Origin of the sequence: Granulicoccus phenolivorans DSM 17626 = NBRC 107789 = JCM 15570, assembly GCF_000423085.1 — a bacterium.
Lineage (GTDB): Bacteria > Actinomycetota > Actinomycetes > Propionibacteriales > Propionibacteriaceae > Granulicoccus > Granulicoccus phenolivorans.
In genome coordinates this window covers 81,163-99,667 of record NZ_AUHH01000001.1, presented here as the reverse complement: position 1 = coordinate 99,667, position 18,505 = coordinate 81,163, and the positions used below count along the sequence as shown (strand labels likewise).

Genomic DNA, 18,505 nt, shown 5'->3' with positions numbered 1-18,505 from the left:
TCGTAGGCGCCATGGGACTTTTCGGGCGCAAGAAGAAGGCCGCGCCGGCTCCGGAGCCGGTGATTGAGGAGCCGACGCTTCCGCCGCCACCGGCCACCAATGCCGGCGGGTTCCGCGACTGGGCCGAACAGCGCGACTATCTCCTCGGCCTGATCGAGCAGCTGCCGCCGTTCGGGTTGCAGCTGCTGGATGCCTGGGGTCTGCACCTGTGTGAGGACATCTACGCCGATGTCGACCTGCCCGGGTTCGATCAGGCCGCCGTGCCGGGGTACGCGGTGCGGGTCGCTGATCTGGGCAGCCCGAGCGAGGCGGAGCCGTCGGTGCTGGCGGTGACCGACGAACTGCACGCCGGCTCGGTGATCGGGGAACCCCTGGCGCCGGGGACGGCGATGCGGGTGACTGCCGGGGCGCCGATCCCGGCCGGGGCCGATGCGGTCGTGCCCGAGGGTGGCACCGATTCGGGCACCGATGATGTGGCCGTCCGGATGCCGGTGGAGGTCGGGGCGTACATCGTGGCGAAGGGGTCGGATATCAGCCTCGGGGACAAGCTGCTCGACAACGGGCACCGGATCGGGCCGCGCACCATCGGGCTGCTCGCCGGGGTCGGGGTCGACAAGGTGCTGGCCCGACCGCGCCCGCGTGTGGTGGTGATGTCGACCGGGGCCGAACTGGTCGATCCGGGCCGGCCGCTGACCGCGCGGGGGGAGACCTACGATGCGGCGTCCTTCTTGTTGGCCGCGGCCGCCCGGGCCGCCGGTGCCCAGGTGTTCCGGGTGCCGCTGGTGAGCACCGATCCGGCCGAGGTCAGCCAGGCGATCTCGGACCAGTTGGTCCGCGCCGACCTGCTGGTGATCGCCGGGGGCCTGGAGCTGGGCGGCGGTGGCCTGCTGGAGGAGGTGCTGCCCGAGCTCGGCCTGAGTGACTTCTGTGACGTCGCGATCGGTGCGGGGATGCCGCTCGGGTTCGCCCGGATCGGGCTGGAGGAGGTGCCGCTGCTGGTGGTGCCGAACCACCCGGTGGACACGTTCGTGGCCTTCGAGTGTTTCGTCCGGCCCGCGCTGCTCACCCTGCGCGGGGTGGCGCCGGTCGTCCGGGAGAGCGTGCAGCGCCCGGCCAAGGTCTTGTTCACCTCCGAGGAGGGCACCACCGACTTCATCCGGGCCGAGGTGGATCCCGCCGACGGGACCGTCGAACCGGTGCGGGATGCCTCCCCGCTGGCCACCCTGGAACGCAGCAACGCCCTGGTCCTGGTGCGTCCGGACCAGGCTGCCGTGGCCGCCGGGGACGACGTCGAGGTGTGGTTGCTGGACGAGGACGAGTGAGCGCTGCGGGCGGTCCGCCCACCGATCCGGGCTGGCGGGATCAGTTGAACCGGGCCGGGGACCACTGGCCGATCACCCTGCAGCACGCCGGCGTGGTGCTGCGCCCGATCCGGGTCCGGGACCGCGGGACCTGGGACGCCATCCGCGAGGCCAACCGGCAATGGCTCAGCCCGTGGGATGCGACCATGCCGCCGGGGGGAGCGCCGGGCCCGCGCACGTACGCCGGGTTCGTCCGGATGCTGACCCGGCAGGCGCGGCAGGGGCAGAGCCTGCCCTGGCTGGTCGCGGTGGACCGGGAGCGGGGGGCCGCCGCCGGAACGCTGCCGGTGGTCGGTCAGCTCACCGTCAGCGGTATCACCTACGGCTCGGCGCAGTGTGCGCAGGTGGGCTATTGGATCGATCAGCGGTGGGCCGGCCGGGGGATCATTCCCACCGCGGTCGCGATGGCCACCGATTACTGCTTCGCGGTGCTCGGCCTGCACCGGATGGAGGTCGCGATCCGGCCGGAGAACGAGAAGTCGCTGCGGGTGGTGCGCAAGCTCGGCTTTCGTCACGAGGGCCTGCGACCGCGGTACCTGCACATCGACGGGGAATGGCGCGATCACGAGATTTTCGCGCTGCACAGTGAGGAAGTCCCCGGCGGGTTGCTTGCGCGTTACGAGCACGGCCGTCCGCGCTGATCGCGTTCGTCACAACCGTCACATTTGCCCCAACTTTCTCGGCGACACTCGACGCGGATCAAGGGTCCCCGGGTCACGGCCCGATAACTTCTCCGGCATGGGGACCACAGGACTGATCTTCGGAGCCATCGCCCTGGTGTGGCTGGTGGTGCTCGTGCCTGGGCGACTGACTCGCTCCGCGACCGGGAAGCCGGCACCGATTGCCGATCCGCAGGAGCGCTTCGCCGACGTACGCGTGATCCGCGCGGCGGCCGAGGCGCCGGCCGAGGAAGCGGAGGATCCGCAGGCCGGGGTGTCGACCCCGCTGACCCGCAAGGCCGATCTCGCCGCCCTGCGCCTGGTCGAGCAGCGGGCCACCGGGCTGCGGCGCAATATCCTGCTGAGCCTGCTGCTGAGCACGGTGGTGCTGGCGGTCTTCGTGGTGACCGGTTCGCTGCCCTGGTGGGCGCTCGCGGTCGGGGGCGGCCTGCTGCTGGCCTGGTTCCCGGGGTGCCGGCTCAGTGTGGTCCTGCTCGATCGGGAGATCGCCAAGCGGCGTGCGGCGATCCTGGATGCCGGCACCGAGGAGACCGTGGCGATTCGACCGGCTGCCCTGCCTGCAGAGTCGGGGGAGAGCCGCGCCCGGACCCTGCCGCTGGGCGGAGCGGTCAAGACTTCGGCCGGGAGTCTGTGGGATCCGCTGCCGATCACCACGCCGACCTATGTGTCCCGTCCGCTCGCCCCGCGTACGGTTCGCACCATCGACCTGTCCGGGCCGCCGGTCGGCGCCGCTCCGGTGACTGCCGACGAGCAGCCCGGCGCCGCGCTCGAGCCGGTCGAACTGCCGCGCGCGGTGGGCGAGTAGTCCGGACGCGAGAAAGCCCCCGACCCGGAATGGGTCGGGGGCTTTTTGCGGAGTGGAGCATAGGGGAATCGAACCCCTGACCTCCTCGATGCGACCGAGGCGCTCTACCAGCTGAGCTAATGCCCCGCATCTGGCGACCCCGACACTCTACTCACCGGGGCTCACTCGTGCAAACCGACGCGTTGACTCATCCAAAGTGCCCGCCCGCGGGGCTCCCGGAGCTGTTTCGGGCGGATCGGGCTTCGGTTCGGTCAGGCAGCGTCACCGTTGGGCAGGCAGCTTCGGTGCGCCGTGACGCTGGTGTGCCCATGGTGACGCTGGGTGGGTGTGGTGAAGCTCGATCCGGGAGGTCGGGGGCCGCGTACGAGGAGGTGGGGTCGCCAGTCGGGCGGGTCAGCGTCCCGGGGTCAGCACGAAGCCGTGGATCGCACCGTCGGTGGTCCGGGCGTAGCCCGCGATCTGCCCGCGCGGATTGATGCCCTCGGCGCTGATCAGGGTCCAACCCTCGGGGGCGCCGACGGTGACGCTGCCCAGGTCGACCGCGCGCCCCTCGCACCACACGGTCGCCGCGCCACCGAAGGTGGGTGCGCCGGCGAGCCGGCTGGAATGGCCCACGACGACCCCCTGCTGGGAGACCTCGTTCGCCGTCGAGTGGCGCCAGTCGTTCAGGGTCGGAAGTTCCTGCGGGCCGTGGTCGGTGAACGCGACCGCCCGGGTGGCGCCGGACAGCGACGCCTCACCCACGACATAGGCTCCGGTGACCGCCTTGGCCGAGGAGGTGCCGTGGTCGGCGAGCGCGCCGAGGGTGTGCACCGCGCCCTGCGAGGTCCACAGCGCGGCCTGGCCGTGACCGTGGCGGTCATCGCCCTCGCCCTCGAAGAATGTGGAACTGCCGACCGCGGTGCCGTCGTCAGCCAGGTCCAGGGCTCGCGCCGATGCCCCGGCCTCGTCCTGGTAGAAGGGCAGGGTCTTCGCGGAGCCCTTGTTGTCCCACACGGTCGCGCGGGCCCGGCCGTCGGTCGCCGTGGTCACCCCGGCGACCTGGCCCCGGCTGTTGATCGCATTGGCCACGCCGCCCGGTCGCCCCGGCGATTCGAGGATCGTGAGCTGCCCGGAGGTGCTCCACAGTGCGGCCCGGCTCTGCTCCGGCGCGGCAGTGAAGACCTCTCCGGCTGCCTGGCCACGCTCGTTGAGGTCCATCACCCGACCGAAGGTCGAGCCGGCGGGGACCTCGAGCCGCTGGTCCTGGTGGAAGGGCAACTGCGGACGCCCTGTCGTCCCGGTCCGTGAGCTGCCGGCGACATCGCCGCTGTTGTTCAGCGCGGTGACATAGGTGGCGTTCCCACCGAGTCCGGTGACCTCCTCGAGGGTGTACGCCGGGGCGCACCGCCCCTGCCCGGCCTCGGCCAGGCGCGGCCCGGACCAGGTTCGGGCCGGCTCGGTCTCCGCTGCCTGGGCGGCGAGATTGCCCGCCAGGGCGAGCGGCAGGGCGACGGCGAGGGCGGCAGTCAGTCGGGCGAGATGGGCCGGACGGGGCATAGAGGCCTCCATTTAAGAAGAATGATTGTCATTTGCGTACAGGAAGGTAGCACGTCCGCTCCGACCCGGTGGCCGGGTCGGAAGCGACTGAGGCCCCAAAATCGACCGAAAACCGGCTCGACACGGCGCAAACCCTTGTCTTTACTGGGGTTGCGCGCTGTCGTGTGGTTATTGTGTGAAGCACGACCCCTATCGGAAAAGGATTGCCATGACGAAGAAGGAACTCCTCGAGGCAATGGCCAAGGCCGCCGGCATCACCCAGGCTGACGCCGACGCCGCCCTCGGCGCGCTGATCGAGTCCATCTCGGGAGCGGTTGCCAGCGGGAACCGGGTCGCCATCCCGGGCCTGGGCACCTTCGAGAAGCGTGAGCGCGCCGCGCGCACCGGCCGCAACCCGCAGACCGGTGCGGAGATCCAGATCGCAGCGACCTCGGTGCCGGGTTTCAAGCCCGCCGCCCAGTTCAAGGCCGCCGTGGCCGGCGAGAAGTGACCGACCGCCCCAATTCAGACCAGACCCCGCCCCGGCCCGCCGGGACGGGGTCGGTGCAATTCCGGGCGTTGGACCCGGCCGCCGATCGGGGCCTGATCGAGCAGGCCTGCTACGAGAACTTCAACTGGACCGGCATCGAGCGGTTCACCCGGGCCCAGATCGCCGCGCATCCGATCATGGGTCACTACACCGAGTTCGGTCCGCGGGATTTCGGCCTGGTGGCGGTCGACGGATCGGTGCCGCTGGGGGTCGTGTGGTGCCAGTACGCCGACCCGGCCCACCCCGGCTACGGCTTCGTCGCCATCGACGCTCCGGAGCTGAACATCTGCGTGTTCGTCGATCATCGCGGCCGAGGCATCGGGACCGCCCTCCTGGGCGAGATCGTCGCCGTCGCCACCGAACGCGGGGTGGCCGGGCTCAGCCTGAGTGTGGAGGCCGGCAACCCCGCCATCGACCTGTACGCCCGGCAGGGCTGGCGTACCGTCGCCACCGAGGAGTACGCCGATGTGATGCTGCTGGCGCTGCCCCGGGACTGACCGGTCGACTCAGCCGAACAGGCCGGTCAGCCAGTCGCTCAGCAGGCCGGCGGTCTCCACGCTGATGGTATGTCCGCCCGCCACGATCGCACTGGTCACGGTGGCCCCGGATTCCTCGTGCACCCACCGCCAGGCCTCGCTCATCAACTCGGCCGGCATCACCTCATCGGCCTCGGCGTGTACCGCCAGTACCGGCTTCCCGGTCCACGGGTGCCCCTGGGTGGACAGCCCGGCGTGCAGCGGCAGCGCTCCCAACAGCAGGCCGAACCCGGCGTACCGACCGGGATCGCTCAGCAGCAACCCGCCGCCGAACAGGGCCCCGGCGCTGAAACCGACCGGGACCACCGGCCGACCGGCCGCCTCGGCGTCCAGCCACGCGGTGAGCACTGCGATCGAAGAGTTCAACGACTCCGGCAGCGGCCGACCCAGACCGGCGTTCTGGAACCAGGTGAAGCCGCCCTCGGGGAGGGCCACCGGGCCCCGCACGGCGGCGTACGCGAGCCCGCGCGGCAGCACATCGGCCAACCCCAGCATGCTCCGCTCGTCGGCACCCCGGCCGTGCAGCAGCAGGATCAGCGGCGCATCCGCGGCAGTGGAGCCGGCGCGTTGCACGACGAGTTCGGTGTCAGCCATGGGCCCGAGTCTAGGGCTAGGGTGAGCCCTGCCCGAAGAACCTGACCGCAGAAAGGGGAGGCCGATGCCGCATTCGCCGGAACCCGAGATCGACTGGGACAGTCTGCACGCCCAGGCCGTCGCGATCAGCGAACGCGCGTACGTGCCCTACTCGGGATATCCCGTCGGGGCGGCGGCGCTGGTCGAAGACGGCCGGATCGTCGTCGGCTGCAATGTGGAGAACGCCTCCTATGGGCTGACCCTGTGCGCCGAATGCGGCCTGGTCTCCGCGCTGCATGCCGGCGGGGGCGGGCGGCTGGTCGCCTTCCTGTGCGTCAACGCCGCCGCGGACCTGATCATGCCGTGCGGCCGCTGCCGCCAATTGCTCTACGAGGCCGGCGGGCCGACCCTGCTGCTGCGTACCCCCGAAGGTGTGCGCACCATCCTCGAGGTGCTCCCGCAACCGTTCGGGCCGCACGACCTGACCGCGAACCAGGCTCGGGAAGGAGCCCTGCAATGACCGATGCCCTCACCCCCGACCTCATCCGGCGCGCGCCCAAGGTGGCGCTGCACGACCATCTGGACGGGGGACTGCGCCCGGCCACGATTCTCGAGTTGGCCGAGGCCGCCGGACACCAACTCCCGGCCGCCGACCCGGAGGCACTGGGCACCTGGTTCTTCGAGGCCGCCGACTCCGGCACGCTGGCCCGCTACCTGGAAACCTTCGACCACACCATCGCGGTCATGCAGAGCGCCGACGCGCTGCGCCGGGTCGCGCGGGAATGGGTGCTCGACCAGGCCGCCGACGGGGTGGTGTACGCCGAGGCGCGCTGGGCCCCCGAGCAGCACCAACGCGCCGGGCTGACCCTGGAAGCCGCGGTCGAGGCCGTCCGGGACGGGCTCGCCGAAGGGGTCGCCGAAGCCGCCACCCAGGGGCAGTCCATCATCGCCGCGCAACTGGTCACCGCGATGCGCCAGAGCGACCGCTGGCTGGAGATCGCCCGGCTGGCGACGGCGTACCGGCACGATTCGGTGTGTGGCTTCGACATCGCCGGACCCGAGATCGGCTTCCCGCCGGACCGGCATCCGGAGGCGTACGAGTGGCTGCGCGCGCACAACATGCGCTACACGCTGCACGCCGGGGAGGCCGAGGGACTGGGCTCGATCCAGGCCGCGATCGGGCGCTGCGGGGCGTACCGGTTGGGCCACGGGGTGCGGATCCTGGACGACGTGCGCCGGGAGGGGGACGGGTGGATCCTGGGCGATCTGGCCGCGCTGGTCCGCGATACCCAGATCCCGCTGGAGGTCTGCCCGAGTTCGAACCTGCAGACCGGGATCGCCGCCAGCTATGCCGAGCACCCCTTCGGCGACCTCTACGATCTCGGCTTCAATGTGACTGTCTCCTGCGACAACCGACTGATGAGCCGGACCACGCTGACCCGCGAGTTCAGCGAACTGGCCGCCGCGTTCGGCTATGACCTCGACGACCTGGAGACCTTCACCGTCAACGCCGCCGACGCTGCCTTCCTCGGATTCGAGGAGAAGCAGGAACTGATCGCCGAGGTCTTCGACGGATTCGCCGCGCTGCGGGAGAGCTGAACCCGGGACAACCCCCTGGCTTCCCGGGAACAGTTCCCTGCTGACCAAACTGCAGGTCACCTCCCGCGTACAACTGGTCGCCCCGCCGAGGCCTCGCGGTTGAGCGCGGACCGAGGGGATCGGTCCCACGCATTAGGGTGGCGTCCATGAGTTCACGCGTGTTGACCGCCGTCGCCTGGCCGTACGCCAACGGCCCCCGCCACATCGGACACGTCTCCGGATTCGGGGTCCCCTCCGATGTCTTCTCGCGGTACATGCGGATGAGCGGCAACGAGGTGCTGATGGTCTCCGGCACCGACGAGTTCGGCACCCCGATCCAGGTGCAGGCCGAGCAGGAGGGGCTCACCGCGAAGGAACTCGCGAACAAGTACAACCGGGTCATCGTGGAGGACCTGCACGGGCTCGGGCTCAGCTATGACCTGTTCACCCGCACCACGACGAAGAACCATGAGCGGGTCACCCAGGACATGTTCACCGCGCTCTACAACAACGGCTACGTGGTCGCCAAGAAGGGCATGGGCGCGGTCAGCCCGAGCACCGGGCGCACCCTGCCCGACCGTTACATCGAGGGCACCTGTCCGATCTGTGGGTACGACGGCGCCCGCGGCGACCAGTGCGACAACTGCGGCAACCAGCTCGACCCGATCGAGTTGAAGAATCCGCGGTCGCGGATCAACGGGGAGACCCCCAAGTTCGTGGAGACCGAACACTTCTACCTGGACCTGCCGGCGCTGGCCGACGAGGTCGGCCGCTGGCTCGACACCCGGACCGACTGGCGTCCGAACGTACTCAAATTCTCCCAGAATCTGCTGAAGGACCTGCATCCGCGGGCGATCACCCGGGACCTGGACTGGGGCATCCCGATTCCGCTGGACGGCTGGCGGGATCAGCCGATGAAGCGGATCTACGTCTGGTTCGACGCCGTGATCGGCTACCTGTCCGCCTCGATCGAGTGGGCGTACCGCTCCGGCGACCCGAACGCGTGGAAGAAGTGGTGGAACGACCCGGAGGCGAAGTCCTACTACTTCATGGGCAAGGACAACATCGTCTTCCACTCGGTGATCTGGCCGTCGATGCTGCTCGGGGAGTCCGGGCGGGGCGCCAAGGGGGGTACGCCCGGCCGGTTCGGGACGTTGAACCTGCCGACCGAGTTGGTCTCCAGCGAATACCTGACCATGTCGGGCTCGAAGTTCTCGACCTCTCGCAAGACCGTGATCTACGTGACCGACTTCCTCAAGGAGTTCGGGCCGGACGCGCTGCGCTACTACATCGCCGTCGCCGGCCCGGAGAACTCCGACTCCGACTTCACCTGGGACGAGTTCGTCCGGCGCAACAACACCGAACTCGCCAACGAGTGGGGCAACCTGGTCAGCCGGTCCATCTCGATGGCGCACAAGAATGTCGGCGCGATCCCGACCGCGGGCGATCTGCTCCCGGCCGACCGGGAACTGCTGTCGGCGATCCAGGGCGGCTTCGGGACCGTCGGGGACCTGCTGGGCAAGAACCGGTTCAAGAACTCGATCACCGAGGTGATGCGGCTGGCCGGGCTGACCAACCGCTACCTGTCGGAGACCGAGCCGTGGAAGCTCAAGGAGGATCCGGTACGCCGGGACACCATCCTGCACACCGTGCTCCAGGCGGTCACCGACATCAACACGATGATGACCCCGTTCCTGCCGCACGCCTCGCAGAAGGTCTTCGAATCCCTCGGTGGCTCCGGGGTCTGGGCACAACAGCCCGAGATCCGGACCGTCAGCGAGGAGGGCAACTCCGACTATCCGGTGCTGACCGGCGATTACGCCGCCGAACAGGCCACCTGGGCGCACCGGCCGATCGTGCCCGGCACCCCGCTGGCCAAGCCCACCCCGTTGTTCCCGAAGCTGGATGACAGCCTCGGCCAGACCGGGCCCGCGTGGGCCCCCATCGCCAAGTAAGGAACCGATCCATGAGCATCTGGTACGACCCGGACAATCTGCCCACCCAGCTGAACGGGGAGCGGGATTCCACGCTGATCTCGACGCTGGGGATGGAACTGGTGGAGTTCACCGACGATGCCCTGGTGGTCCGGATGCCGGTGGACGGACGCACCCACCAGCCCTACGGAATCCTGCACGGCGGAGCCTCGGTCGCGCTGGCCGAGACGGTGGCGTCCTGGGGTGCGCTGTTGACCCTGGATCCGAAGGAGTCGCTCGCGGTCGGGATGGAGATCAACGCCAACCACATCCGCCCGGCCAGCAGCGGCTGGGTGTACGCGACCGGGACCCCGATCAGTCGCGGGCGGACCTCGCAGATCTGGGACATCCGGATCGCCAACGAGGACGGCAAGCTGGTGTGCGTGTCGCGCTGCACCATGGCGATCGTGCCGGCCGACCGGCACTGAGGGGGATTCGTGCCACGCGTCACCGTGCTGCAGCTGGATGCCAGGGTGCCGATCGACCGGCTGGCCGGCTGGCTGAAGGACCTTCGGGTGGGCTGCTCGCTGATTCCGCTGTACGAGAAGCCGGTGCCGCCGTTGGGGTCGGTCGGTGATGGCCTGATCATTCTCGGCGGGCGGATGAGCGTACGCGAGCCGCAGCCGTGGTCGGCGGCGGTGGCCGATCTGATCGCGGATCTGCACAGTGTGCAGGTGCCGATCCTGGGGATCTGTCTGGGCCACCAACTGCTCGCCGAGGTGCTGGGCGGGGAGGTGAGCGTGGGTGCGGATGCCGGTCCGGAGGACGGCCCCGTGGAGATCGAGTGGCTCGCGGCCGCGGCCGAGGATCCGGTGCTCGGGCCGGTGGCGGCCGGCGGTCCGGCACTGTTTGCGGAGTCGCACCACGATGTCGTCTCCGTGCTGCCGCCGGGGGCGACGGAGCTGGCCCGCTCGAAGAAGTATCCGAATCAAGCGTTCCGGCTGGGGTCGGCGCTCGGCGTCCAGTTCCATCCCGAGGCCTCCCCGGAGTTGGTCGGGAAGTGGGCCGATCAGGATGGGCAGAACGGCCGGGAGCTGGTCCGGCGGCTGCGTGAGGTGGATGACCGGGTGGCGGCGAACAGCCGGGCAGTGATCGCGGCGTTCGCCGAACAAGTGCGCTGAGCGTGCGGATCGCGGCCGGCCGGCGGCATTCGGTCGGGGTACGCCCGGACGGGTCGGTGGTCGCCGCCGGTGGTCCCCGGGCCCCGGAATGCCGGGTGGCGTCGTGGCGGAATGTGGTCGCGGTCGCGGCCGGGAACGTGCACGAGGCGCCGAATACCGGCCGCTCGCACACCGTGGGATTGTGCCGGGACGGGTCGGTGGTCGCGGTCGGCTGGAACGGGGACGGCCAGTGCGAGGTCGCTGCCTGGTCGGAGGTGGTGGCGGTTGCCGCGGGCTGGCGGCGTACGCTCGGCCGCCGCGCGGATGGGCGGGTCGTGGCAGCCGGGCGGCGCAGCGAAGGCGCCTGCGCGGTGGAGACCTGGCGGGAGATCATCGCCCTCAGTGCCGGGGACTGGCACTCGGTGGGACTGCGCGCCGATGGCACGGTCGTCGCGGTGGGCAACAATCGGCGCGGGCAGTGCAATGTCGCCGCCTGGCGCGGGGTGCGGGCCGTTGCGGCCGGATACCTGAGCACATTCGGGGTGACCGGGGACGGGCACGTGGTGGTCGCCGGGGTGGTGGTCGGCGACGTCTCCGGCTGGCGGGGTGTGGTGGCGGTGGCCGCGGGGAGCCGGCACGTGGTTGCCGTCACTTCGGACGGCCGGGTGCTGGCCGCCGGGGACAATGCGTACGGGCAGTGTGAGGTGGCAGCGTGGCGAGAGGTCGTCGAGGTCGCTGCGGGGGCCGGGCACACACTCGGGCTGCGGGCCGACGGGGTGGTCCTTGCGGCCGGTGACAACCGGATCGGGCAGTGCGGGGTGGAGTCCTGGCCGGGGTGATGCATTTTTTGTCAGTGGGGGCTGCCAGGATTGAAACATGAGTTCGATAGTTCTGTGGGATGCGGATATGTCGCCCGGGGAGCCGGAGTCGCTCGACGACGCGTTTGCGGCGATCGATCATGGGATCGAGCAGCAGCGAGCCGGGGAGGTCGCCCAAGTGGTGGGGATTGCAGCTGCCTGTGATCTGTATCGGGTGGATCGCACGGTGTTGTTGGCCGGGTGTGAGCGGGTGTTCGCCGGCGGGTCGGACGGGACGCCGCTGATCGGGGAATTCCTGGCGGCCGAGTTGGGGCCGCGGTTGCGGGTGAGTACCGCCGAGGCCGCGGCACGGATCGCGTTCGTGCTGAATCTGCGGCACCGGCATCCGGTGCTGTGGGGCCGGGTGGTGGCCGGGGAGGTGGCGCCGTGGCAGGCCCGGATCGTGACCGAGCGGGCGCGGGAGCTGTCCCTGGCCGATTGTGCCGCGATCGATGCGCCGGTGGCCGGGGCGTTGGTGCGGTTGCCGTTCGGGCGGGCGCTGCGGGAGGTGGACCGGTTGGTGATCGGGGCCGATCCGGAGTTGGCGGCGCAGCAGGTGGAGCAGGCTCGCGCGGTCCGCGAGGTGCGGGTCTCCCGGGTGGAGCGAGGGCATGTGGATGTGTGGGCCCGGCTGGGTGCGGCCGACGGGGTGGCGTTGGACACCGCGTTGGGGCGGATCGCCGAGGCGTTGCCGGCCGGAGACGGCAGTACGCTCGGGCAGCGCCGGGCGCAGGCGCTGGGGCTGTTGGCGCGCAATGCCCTGGGGTCGTCGGCGTTGCCGGAGGGGCTGCCGTTGGGGCCGGGGGACACTTTCGATCAGCCCGTGGTTCGCGGGACCCGGCGGGCGGAGTTGGTGGTGCACCTGACGGGTCGGGTGGATGCCGGGTCCGGTGGGATCCGGGTGGACCCGACGGTGGATCTGGATCGGTTCGGCACGGTGCTCACCGATCAGCTGGGTGAGGTGCTGCGGGGCTGTCACATCCGGGTGCACCCGGTGCTCGATGTGGCGCGGGCCGAGCCGGTGGACGGGTATCGGCCGCCGGCGTGGTTGCGCCGGGTGATCGAGGCGCAGATGCCGTTCGATATGGCGCCCTACTCCACGACGCCGGCGCGGCGGTGCGAGCTGGATCACACGATTCCCTACGTCCATGACGCGCCGCCGGGTTGCGGGCAGACCCGGGTGGGGAATCTGGCCCCGCTGAGTCAGCGGGCACATCGGGTCAAGACGCACGGGGGATGGTTGGTGGAGCAGCCCGAGCCAGGAGTGCTGTGCTGGACCTCACCGATCGGCTACCAGTACACCGTGACCCGGGAGGGGACCACCGCGCACCCGTTCCGGGCGATTGTGGACCGTAGCGCCGCATAGGTGGCCGCGCCCCACCAACCCCGCCGATCACCGGTCTGCGGGGCCCGAAGGCTGCGCCCGTAGCCCTGCTGGCAGGTCATTTGATGGCGAGCGCTGACATGGTTGCGCGGGTAATCGCGGACTAAGATCCGCCGAGGTTTGAATCACCGGATGAGGGGAAGAGGTAGGAAATGCTGTTTTGGGATCAGGGCATGAAGGCGATGCAGGCCTGGGGCGAGTACGCGATGGCCTACTCGCAGATGCTGATGTCGGCCAACGAGGTCATCTGGCGCCGTACCACGCAGATGGCAACCGGGACCATGACCCAGCCGGAAGCAACCGGCATGGTGCTGGAGAAGGTGACCGCCATGGCCAAGGCGACCGAGAAGGCCTCGGTGGCCGCCGCCAAGGGGGCGACCCCGCTGGCGATCATGAACGCGGCGCTGGCTCCGTACGGGACCAAGACGCGTTCGAACGCTCGTCGGCTGCGTAAGTAGGCCTAGGTTCCGCTGAGCCTGCAACTCCGAGTCGGTGAGCCCGGAGTTGCAGGCTTGTGCCCTCGCAGGGACCCGCCGGTGTCGCTCCCCATCTCTAGGTCTCATTGAGTGAGACCTCTGGTTGTCGGAGGTTTGACCCAAAGATTGAATAGTTGCCACAAGGAACCTCTGAGGAATCGGAAGAACGAGCTTTCCGTTAATCCTCATTCGAGGTTCGCCGACATGCGATTCCGTGACCGTTGATGTTCCGGGAAGCAGATACTTTCGGGTGAAGGGGCATCGAATGAAGCGGGAGATCAAGCCTTCGGGTCTGCCGATCGAGGATCTCGAATCGGTGGTCGAGCAATTGATTGAAAGCGGCCGTCAGGTGAAGGTCCTTTGGCAATACCCGGGCTCGCTCGCGTTTGTTGCCAAGGGCCGTGACTATCGCAGTGAATTTCATCTGAATGCCAGCGATGAGGTCACCTACATGATCCGTGGCACCATGCACCTGCATCACCGCACGCCGGACGGCGAGGAGAGCGTGGCGGTGATCCCTGCTGGTGCGACCAACTGGATGCCGCCAAACACTGAGCACTCCCCGCGGTTTCCCTCGGATGCCTTCGCCTTGATCCTGGAGCGCGGACGCCGCGATGGAGAAGTGGATCACTTCCGCTGGTACTGCCCCGAGTGTGGTGAGTTCCTCCATCAAGAGGACTTCACCGTCGAGGACTACACCCTGGATCCGGTGTCCAAGGCTTACGCGCGCTTTTTCGATTCGGTCGAAGCGCGCACCTGTGCCCACTGTGGGCATGTGATGCCGCGACCCGATCAACAGGTCGGCTGACTCACCCTCACCCTCTGCACCGGCGGTGCGCTGCAAGCGCCACCGGCGGGATCAGCACACCCAAAACACACCAAGATCAGGAGATTGACCATGAGCCAGAGCAGCCCACGTGTGATCAGCACCGATAAGGCCCCCACAACAGGATTTTCTCCCGGCACCAAGGCCCCGATTTCGATGGCCATCGCACACAACGGCCTGCTGTTCGTATCCGGCCAAGGACCCCTGGATCCCGCCACACACACCATCGTCTCCGACGACTTCGCGGAGCAGACCAGGTCCACGCTCGCCAACCTGCTGCGCGTGGTAGAGGCCGCCGGTGGCACCAAGGATGACATTGTGCGCTGCAATGTCTACCTCCGCGACATGACGAACTTCCCCACGTTCAATGCCATCTACCGTGAGTTCTTCGAAACCTCGCGGCAGTTCCCCGCGCGAACCTGTGTCCGCGCCGATCCCCCTCGGGACGGTGTCCTCGTCGAGATCGACTGCATCGCCGCAGTTGCTTCCTGATCGGAGTCCGACATGTCTTCCATCGAGACTTCGGTCGTCATTGTCGGCGCAGGGCCAGCGGGCCTCCTGCTCGGTCGTCTGCTGGGACTCGCCGGCATCGACAACCTCGTGCTGGAATTGCGGACCCGACGCTATATCGAGGAACGGATCCGCGCCGGCCTGCTGGAACACCCCACCGTCGAACTGCTCGGCATCGCGGGCGTCGACGACCACCTCCGTCGCGATGGGCAGTTCGATGAAGGTTTCGAGTTGCGGTTCGAGGGGGAGCGCGTCTGGTTTCCCACCGCCGAGTTGACCGGTGGGCAGCAGACCGTGTTGTATCCCCAGCAGGAGGTGGTCAAGGACCTGCTTCGCGCCCGTGACACCTCAGGGGAACCTATCGTCTTTGAGGCTCTCGACGTGGCGCTACATAACCTCGATACTGAGCGGCCGCAGGTCACGTACCGCGATGCCGACGGAGCCGAGCACGTTATCACCGCCGACTATGTGGCTGGCTGCGACGGCTTTCATGGGGTCTCTCGGTCGGCGGTGCCCCAAACCCTGCGTACCGAGTTCCAGCACGACTATCCCTTCGGCTGGCTGGGCATTCTCGCCGAGGTTCCGCCGTCCACCCGGGAGCTCATTTACGCCCACCACGACCATGGGTTCGCCATGCACAGCAGGCGGTCCCCGACGTTGAGTCGGCTCTATCTCCAGGTGGAACCCGACTGCGACGCAGCCACGGTCCCTGATGAGTTCATCTGGGACGAACTGACCCGACGACTCGCCACCCAGGACGGGTGGACCTTGCACCGAGGGCCGATCGTACAAAAGAGCGTCACTGCGATGCGGTCCTTCGTGGTGGAACCGCTGCAGTACAAGCGGCTGTTCCTTGCCGGTGACGCGGCGCACATCGTCCCGCCGACCGCAGCCAAGGGACTGAATCTGGCCGCGTCTGATATCTCGGTGCTCAGTGAGGCACTGATGGATCACTACCGCACGGGGAATGACGAACTCCTCGCGAACTACTCCACCACGGCCCTGCGCCGCATCTGGCGGGCCCAGGAGTTCTCTCGCCACATGACCGCCCTGCTGCACCACGTGCCCGGTCAGGAATTCGAACGACGGCTGCAACGAGCTCGCCTGCAGAACCTCGTTATTTCACGCAGCGCGCAGGCGTCCTTTTCTGAACTCTATGTGGGTATCCCCTTCGAGGGAAAGCCTGAACGTTTCCTCTGAAAAAATTCATTCGAAAGGAGATGGATATGCGAAACAAGACTCGTATCATCCCACTGATTATTGCGGTCTCCCTGTCGTTGCTTCTTGCTGCGTGCGGAGGTGGTGGTTCAGCTGGCGACAAGGGGATAAAGAAGCTGACCATCGGCCTCATTCCGATTGTGGATGTGGCTCCCGTCTATGTGGGTATTCAGCAAGGATTCTTCCGCGAGGAAGGGATCGAACTCGACCCGGTCCTAGCTGCCGGCGGCGCAGCGATCGTGCCTGCAGTTACCAGCGACAGTTACCAGATCGGTTTCTCGAACAACGTCTCGCTGATCATCGGAGTCTCCAAGGGGCTTCCGTTGCAACTGGTGAGCCCCGGAGTCGGGATCTCGCCCGAGAATCGCTCGAGCAATCCAGCCGCCGGCTACTGCAGCGTGGTCACTGCAGACTCCGCTATTCAGAACGCCGCCGACCTGCAAGGGCGAACAGTTGCGGTGAACACGCTGAACAACATCGGCGACGTCACCATCAAGGCCGCCCTGCAGAGCGAAGGAATCGATCCCAGCACGGTCAAGTTCACCGAACTGGCCTTCCCGGACATGCCGGCTGCAGTGGAACAAAGGCGCGTCGACGCAGCCTGGGCCTGCGAGCCCTTTGTCACTCAACTCCTGGACCGGGGTGCCCGGCCGGTGCTGGACAACTATGACAAGACCGATCCCAACTTGTCGGTGGCCTCCTACTTCGCTTCGAAGCAGTGGGCCACGAAGAATCCGGAGACCCTGGCAGCCTTCAAGCGAGCGATGCACAAATCGATGGTCTATGCGACGCAGAACCCTGATGCGGTGCGCAACGTTCTCACGCAGTACACATCCATCGACGCGGCCACCGCAGCCCGAATCGGACTTCCGGCGTTCCCGGAAACGTTCAACGAGTCCTCCCTGGACAAGCTGATTCAGTACAGCCAGGAACAGGGACTTCTGGGTGGTCCGGTCACAGTGCAGCAACTCGTCGGGAAGTGAATCATGGCCCGCCTGATCCTGGGTGATCTGCTGACGCTGGATACCAAAATCCCGCGGGCCCGGGCAATGGTGGTGGCGGACGGACGCATCGTCGCGGTGGGGGACCCGGTGGAGGTCAGCAGCCCGCTCCGTGGGGACATCGACGTGTTGGACTTCGGCGACCAGACCGTTCTGCCAGGCTTCATCGACTGCCACCACCATATGCTGTGGACCGGGATGGCTGACGTCCACCTGGATCTCAGCCCGGCCCGGTCCATCGCGGAACTCCTCGACATGGTGCGCCGCTGGGTACGTGACCATCCGGACGGGGATTGGATCATCTCTTCCGAGGGATGGGAGATCGCAGATCTAATCGAGCAGCGCTATCCCACCCGCGCCGAGTTGGACGCGATCTGTCCCGAACGGCCGGTTTATCTGGCCCGAGGGGGGCACGAAGCCGCGGTCAACTCTGCTGCGCTCCTGCGCGCCGGACTGAGCCCGGAAGGGCAATGGGCATCCGGACACCTGATTGAACACGCTCGGGACTTGGTCCGTGGCCAGCTACCGGAGCTGTCTACCCAGGAACGGAAAGATGCTCTTTTCGCCGGCCAGCGCCGCTGCCTGGAACAAGGCATCACCCGGGTGGTCGAGCCGGGCCTGTCATTGGCCGAGGTTGACGCTTACCGTATGGCAAATGTCTCCGGGCAACTGCGGATGCGCGCCACCCTTCTCGGGGTGGTTCCCTCGGGGGCGGCCGCGGTGAAATCGGCCGAGACCTTCCTCCCGCTCGCCCGGGAAATGAAGGACGACCCTCGCTTGCACTTCGGCGGGTTCAAAGTGTTTCTGGACGGCGGTGGTTCGCTGGGAACCGCTTGGCTGCGCGACCCGTACCCGGGGCGTCCCGACTACTACGGCGAGCGTCTGATCGAGCAACCTGATCTCGATGCGCTGTATGAGTTCGCCTTCGGTCAAGGCCTCCCTGTGGGCGCACATACTGTTGGCAATGCGGCTGTTGACTCAGCGCTTCGCAGCATTGCCAGGCTGAGGCCGGCCTCGCAGGTGCAGCATCTGGGATTCTCGCTCATCCATGCATATCTCTGGCCATCTCCGGAGAGCATGCGGACCGCTGCACAACTGGGCGTGCGGGTTGCGGCGCAGCCGGGGATGTACGCCCGATTCGCGGAAACCCTGGCCAATCGGTTCGGCTGGGAGGCCACTGAATTGGCCAGCCCCCTGCGCTCGTGGCTGTCGGCAGGGGTAACCGTCGGTGGGGGATCGGATTCCCCGGTCACGGCGTCCAGCCCCGTCCACGGCATCTGGCAAGCGGTGACCCGTCAGCATGGCGGTCGCTGCCTCAATCCCGCCGAAACGCTGGATCGAAACGCTGCGCTGCGACTCTACGGGCCGGGGGCGGCCGCCGTCGCCATGGTCGACGCAACCGAAGGGGTACTTCGGCCGGGCGCCCGGGCCGACTGGGTGGTCCTCAACGGGGACCCTCTCTCCTGCCGCGCCAGTGAGCTGGCAGACCTTCGCGTTGTGGCGACAGCAATCGGGGGCGACATCGTCCACCAGACCGCCCAGTGAGGCATCAGATGACA

The 18,505-nt window shown here is 68.1% G+C and carries 20 protein-coding genes and 1 tRNA gene; 18 read left to right on the top strand and 3 right to left on the bottom strand.

Going from position 1 to position 18,505, the window contains the following annotated elements; translation table 11 throughout:
- Positions 1–11: 11 nt before the first annotated feature.
- From G531_RS19410 to G531_RS24170, 3 genes are all read left to right on the top strand, one after another.
- Complete coding sequence (locus G531_RS19410) at positions 12–1,322, top strand: molybdopterin molybdotransferase MoeA (RefSeq protein WP_051214831.1); 1,311 nt, start codon at positions 12–14, stop codon at positions 1,320–1,322.
- Positions 1,323–1,366: 44 nt separating this feature from the next.
- Positions 1,367–2,002: a GNAT family N-acetyltransferase gene (locus tag G531_RS0100535; RefSeq protein WP_026925758.1), complete on the top strand. Its 636-nt coding sequence runs from the start codon at positions 1,367–1,369 to the stop codon at positions 2,000–2,002.
- 97 nt (positions 2,003–2,099) lie between these two features.
- Positions 2,100–2,846 carry a hypothetical protein gene (locus G531_RS24170; RefSeq protein WP_051214830.1) on the top strand — a complete coding sequence of 249 codons (747 nt, stop codon included), beginning with the start codon at positions 2,100–2,102 and terminating at the stop codon, positions 2,844–2,846.
- Positions 2,847–2,899: 53 nt separating this feature from the next.
- Here G531_RS24170 and G531_RS0100525 read toward each other — a convergent pair.
- Both G531_RS0100525 and G531_RS0100520 read right to left on the bottom strand, forming a co-directional pair.
- Positions 2,900–2,972, bottom strand: a tRNA-Ala gene (locus G531_RS0100525).
- A gap of 267 nt (positions 2,973–3,239) precedes the next feature.
- Entirely contained in the window at positions 3,240–4,385 is a 1,146-nt protein-coding gene (locus G531_RS0100520; protein WP_026925757.1) for a hypothetical protein, read from the bottom strand.
- A 208-nt stretch (positions 4,386–4,593) separates the two neighbouring features.
- Here G531_RS0100520 and G531_RS0100515 point away from each other — a divergent pair, with 208 nt between their 5' ends.
- Positions 4,594–4,875 (top strand): HU family DNA-binding protein, encoded by a 282-nt coding sequence (locus G531_RS0100515; RefSeq protein ID WP_026925756.1) that lies wholly within the window; start codon positions 4,594–4,596, stop codon positions 4,873–4,875.
- A 68-nt stretch (positions 4,876–4,943) separates the two neighbouring features.
- Positions 4,944–5,411 carry a GNAT family N-acetyltransferase gene (locus G531_RS19395; protein WP_211221736.1) on the top strand — a complete coding sequence of 156 codons (468 nt, stop codon included), beginning with the start codon at positions 4,944–4,946 and terminating at the stop codon, positions 5,409–5,411.
- A gap of 9 nt (positions 5,412–5,420) precedes the next feature.
- On the opposite strand, the gene G531_RS19390 is transcribed toward G531_RS19395, so the two are convergent.
- Positions 5,421–6,044, bottom strand: coding sequence for an alpha/beta hydrolase (locus G531_RS19390; RefSeq protein WP_035756608.1), 624 nt, complete (start codon positions 6,042–6,044; stop codon positions 5,421–5,423).
- Positions 6,045–6,108: 64 nt separating this feature from the next.
- On the opposite strand from G531_RS19390, the gene G531_RS0100500 reads away from it, so the two are divergent.
- The 13 genes from G531_RS0100500 (at position 6,109) to G531_RS0100440 (ending at position 18,491) form a co-directional block, all read left to right on the top strand.
- Positions 6,109–6,543, top strand: a complete 435-nt coding sequence (locus tag G531_RS0100500) for a cytidine deaminase (RefSeq protein ID WP_026925755.1) — start codon at positions 6,109–6,111, stop codon at positions 6,541–6,543.
- A complete protein-coding gene (locus tag G531_RS0100495; RefSeq protein WP_026925754.1) occupies positions 6,540–7,622 on the top strand; it encodes an adenosine deaminase in 1,083 nt (360 codons plus the stop codon). The genes G531_RS0100500 and G531_RS0100495 overlap by 4 nt, the downstream gene beginning before the upstream one ends.
- A 146-nt stretch (positions 7,623–7,768) precedes the next feature.
- Complete coding sequence (gene metG, locus G531_RS0100490; protein ID WP_026925753.1) at positions 7,769–9,556, top strand: methionine--tRNA ligase; 1,788 nt, start codon at positions 7,769–7,771, stop codon at positions 9,554–9,556.
- Between the two features lie 11 nt (positions 9,557–9,567).
- Entirely contained in the window at positions 9,568–10,002 is a 435-nt protein-coding gene (locus tag G531_RS0100485) for a hotdog fold thioesterase (protein ID WP_051214829.1), read from the top strand.
- A gap of 9 nt (positions 10,003–10,011) precedes the next feature.
- Entirely contained in the window at positions 10,012–10,695 is a 684-nt protein-coding gene (locus G531_RS19385; protein ID WP_035756606.1) for a type 1 glutamine amidotransferase, read from the top strand.
- A gap of 2 nt (positions 10,696–10,697) precedes the next feature.
- The gene (locus G531_RS0100475; RefSeq protein WP_245630488.1) at positions 10,698–11,513 is read left to right on the top strand and encodes an RCC1 domain-containing protein; all 816 of its coding nucleotides are present in this window, start codon (positions 10,698–10,700) and stop codon (positions 11,511–11,513) included.
- 37 nt (positions 11,514–11,550) lie between these two features.
- Positions 11,551–12,897, top strand: a complete 1,347-nt coding sequence (locus G531_RS0100470) for a DUF222 domain-containing protein (RefSeq protein WP_081683700.1) — start codon at positions 11,551–11,553, stop codon at positions 12,895–12,897.
- 170 nt (positions 12,898–13,067) lie between these two features.
- Complete coding sequence (locus G531_RS0100465; RefSeq protein ID WP_026925749.1) at positions 13,068–13,373, top strand: hypothetical protein; 306 nt, start codon at positions 13,068–13,070, stop codon at positions 13,371–13,373.
- A 283-nt stretch (positions 13,374–13,656) separates the two neighbouring features.
- The gene (locus G531_RS0100460; RefSeq protein WP_035756604.1) at positions 13,657–14,199 is read left to right on the top strand and encodes a cupin domain-containing protein; all 543 of its coding nucleotides are present in this window, start codon (positions 13,657–13,659) and stop codon (positions 14,197–14,199) included.
- A 90-nt stretch (positions 14,200–14,289) separates the two neighbouring features.
- Positions 14,290–14,709 carry a RidA family protein gene (locus G531_RS0100455; RefSeq protein WP_035756601.1) on the top strand — a complete coding sequence of 140 codons (420 nt, stop codon included), beginning with the start codon at positions 14,290–14,292 and terminating at the stop codon, positions 14,707–14,709.
- A 12-nt stretch (positions 14,710–14,721) separates the two neighbouring features.
- Positions 14,722–15,927, top strand: a complete 1,206-nt coding sequence (locus G531_RS0100450) for a 4-hydroxybenzoate 3-monooxygenase (RefSeq protein WP_217996381.1) — start codon at positions 14,722–14,724, stop codon at positions 15,925–15,927.
- A 26-nt stretch (positions 15,928–15,953) separates the two neighbouring features.
- Entirely contained in the window at positions 15,954–16,928 is a 975-nt protein-coding gene (locus G531_RS0100445) for an ABC transporter substrate-binding protein (RefSeq protein ID WP_162143127.1), read from the top strand.
- 3 nt (positions 16,929–16,931) lie between these two features.
- Positions 16,932–18,491: an amidohydrolase gene (locus G531_RS0100440; protein WP_026925744.1), complete on the top strand. Its 1,560-nt coding sequence runs from the start codon at positions 16,932–16,934 to the stop codon at positions 18,489–18,491.
- Positions 18,492–18,505 lie beyond the last annotated feature (14 nt).

What these genes read in the sequence shown, in the direction of transcription:
- G531_RS19410 (WP_051214831.1), top strand. Translation starts at nt 12, where the DNA reads ATGGGACTTTTCGGGCGCAAGAAGAAGGCCGCGCCGGCTCCGGAGCCG.
- G531_RS24170 (WP_051214830.1), top strand. Translation starts at nt 2,100, where the DNA reads ATGGGGACCACAGGACTGATCTTCGGAGCCATCGCCCTGGTGTGGCTG.
- G531_RS0100520 (WP_026925757.1), bottom strand. Translation starts at nt 4,385, where the DNA reads ATGCCCCGTCCGGCCCATCTCGCCCGACTGACTGCCGCCCTCGCCGTC.
- G531_RS0100515 (WP_026925756.1), top strand. Translation starts at nt 4,594, where the DNA reads ATGACGAAGAAGGAACTCCTCGAGGCAATGGCCAAGGCCGCCGGCATC.
- G531_RS19390 (WP_035756608.1), bottom strand. Translation starts at nt 6,044, where the DNA reads ATGGCTGACACCGAACTCGTCGTGCAACGCGCCGGCTCCACTGCCGCG.
- G531_RS0100500 (WP_026925755.1), top strand. Translation starts at nt 6,109, where the DNA reads ATGCCGCATTCGCCGGAACCCGAGATCGACTGGGACAGTCTGCACGCC.
- G531_RS0100495 (WP_026925754.1), top strand. Translation starts at nt 6,540, where the DNA reads ATGACCGATGCCCTCACCCCCGACCTCATCCGGCGCGCGCCCAAGGTG.
- metG (WP_026925753.1), top strand. Translation starts at nt 7,769, where the DNA reads ATGAGTTCACGCGTGTTGACCGCCGTCGCCTGGCCGTACGCCAACGGC.
- G531_RS0100485 (WP_051214829.1), top strand. Translation starts at nt 9,568, where the DNA reads ATGAGCATCTGGTACGACCCGGACAATCTGCCCACCCAGCTGAACGGG.
- G531_RS0100470 (WP_081683700.1), top strand. Translation starts at nt 11,551, where the DNA reads ATGAGTTCGATAGTTCTGTGGGATGCGGATATGTCGCCCGGGGAGCCG.
- G531_RS0100465 (WP_026925749.1), top strand. Translation starts at nt 13,068, where the DNA reads ATGCTGTTTTGGGATCAGGGCATGAAGGCGATGCAGGCCTGGGGCGAG.
- G531_RS0100460 (WP_035756604.1), top strand. Translation starts at nt 13,657, where the DNA reads ATGAAGCGGGAGATCAAGCCTTCGGGTCTGCCGATCGAGGATCTCGAA.
- G531_RS0100455 (WP_035756601.1), top strand. Translation starts at nt 14,290, where the DNA reads ATGAGCCAGAGCAGCCCACGTGTGATCAGCACCGATAAGGCCCCCACA.
- G531_RS0100450 (WP_217996381.1), top strand. Translation starts at nt 14,722, where the DNA reads ATGTCTTCCATCGAGACTTCGGTCGTCATTGTCGGCGCAGGGCCAGCG.
- G531_RS0100445 (WP_162143127.1), top strand. Translation starts at nt 15,954, where the DNA reads ATGCGAAACAAGACTCGTATCATCCCACTGATTATTGCGGTCTCCCTG.
- G531_RS0100440 (WP_026925744.1), top strand. Translation starts at nt 16,932, where the DNA reads ATGGCCCGCCTGATCCTGGGTGATCTGCTGACGCTGGATACCAAAATC.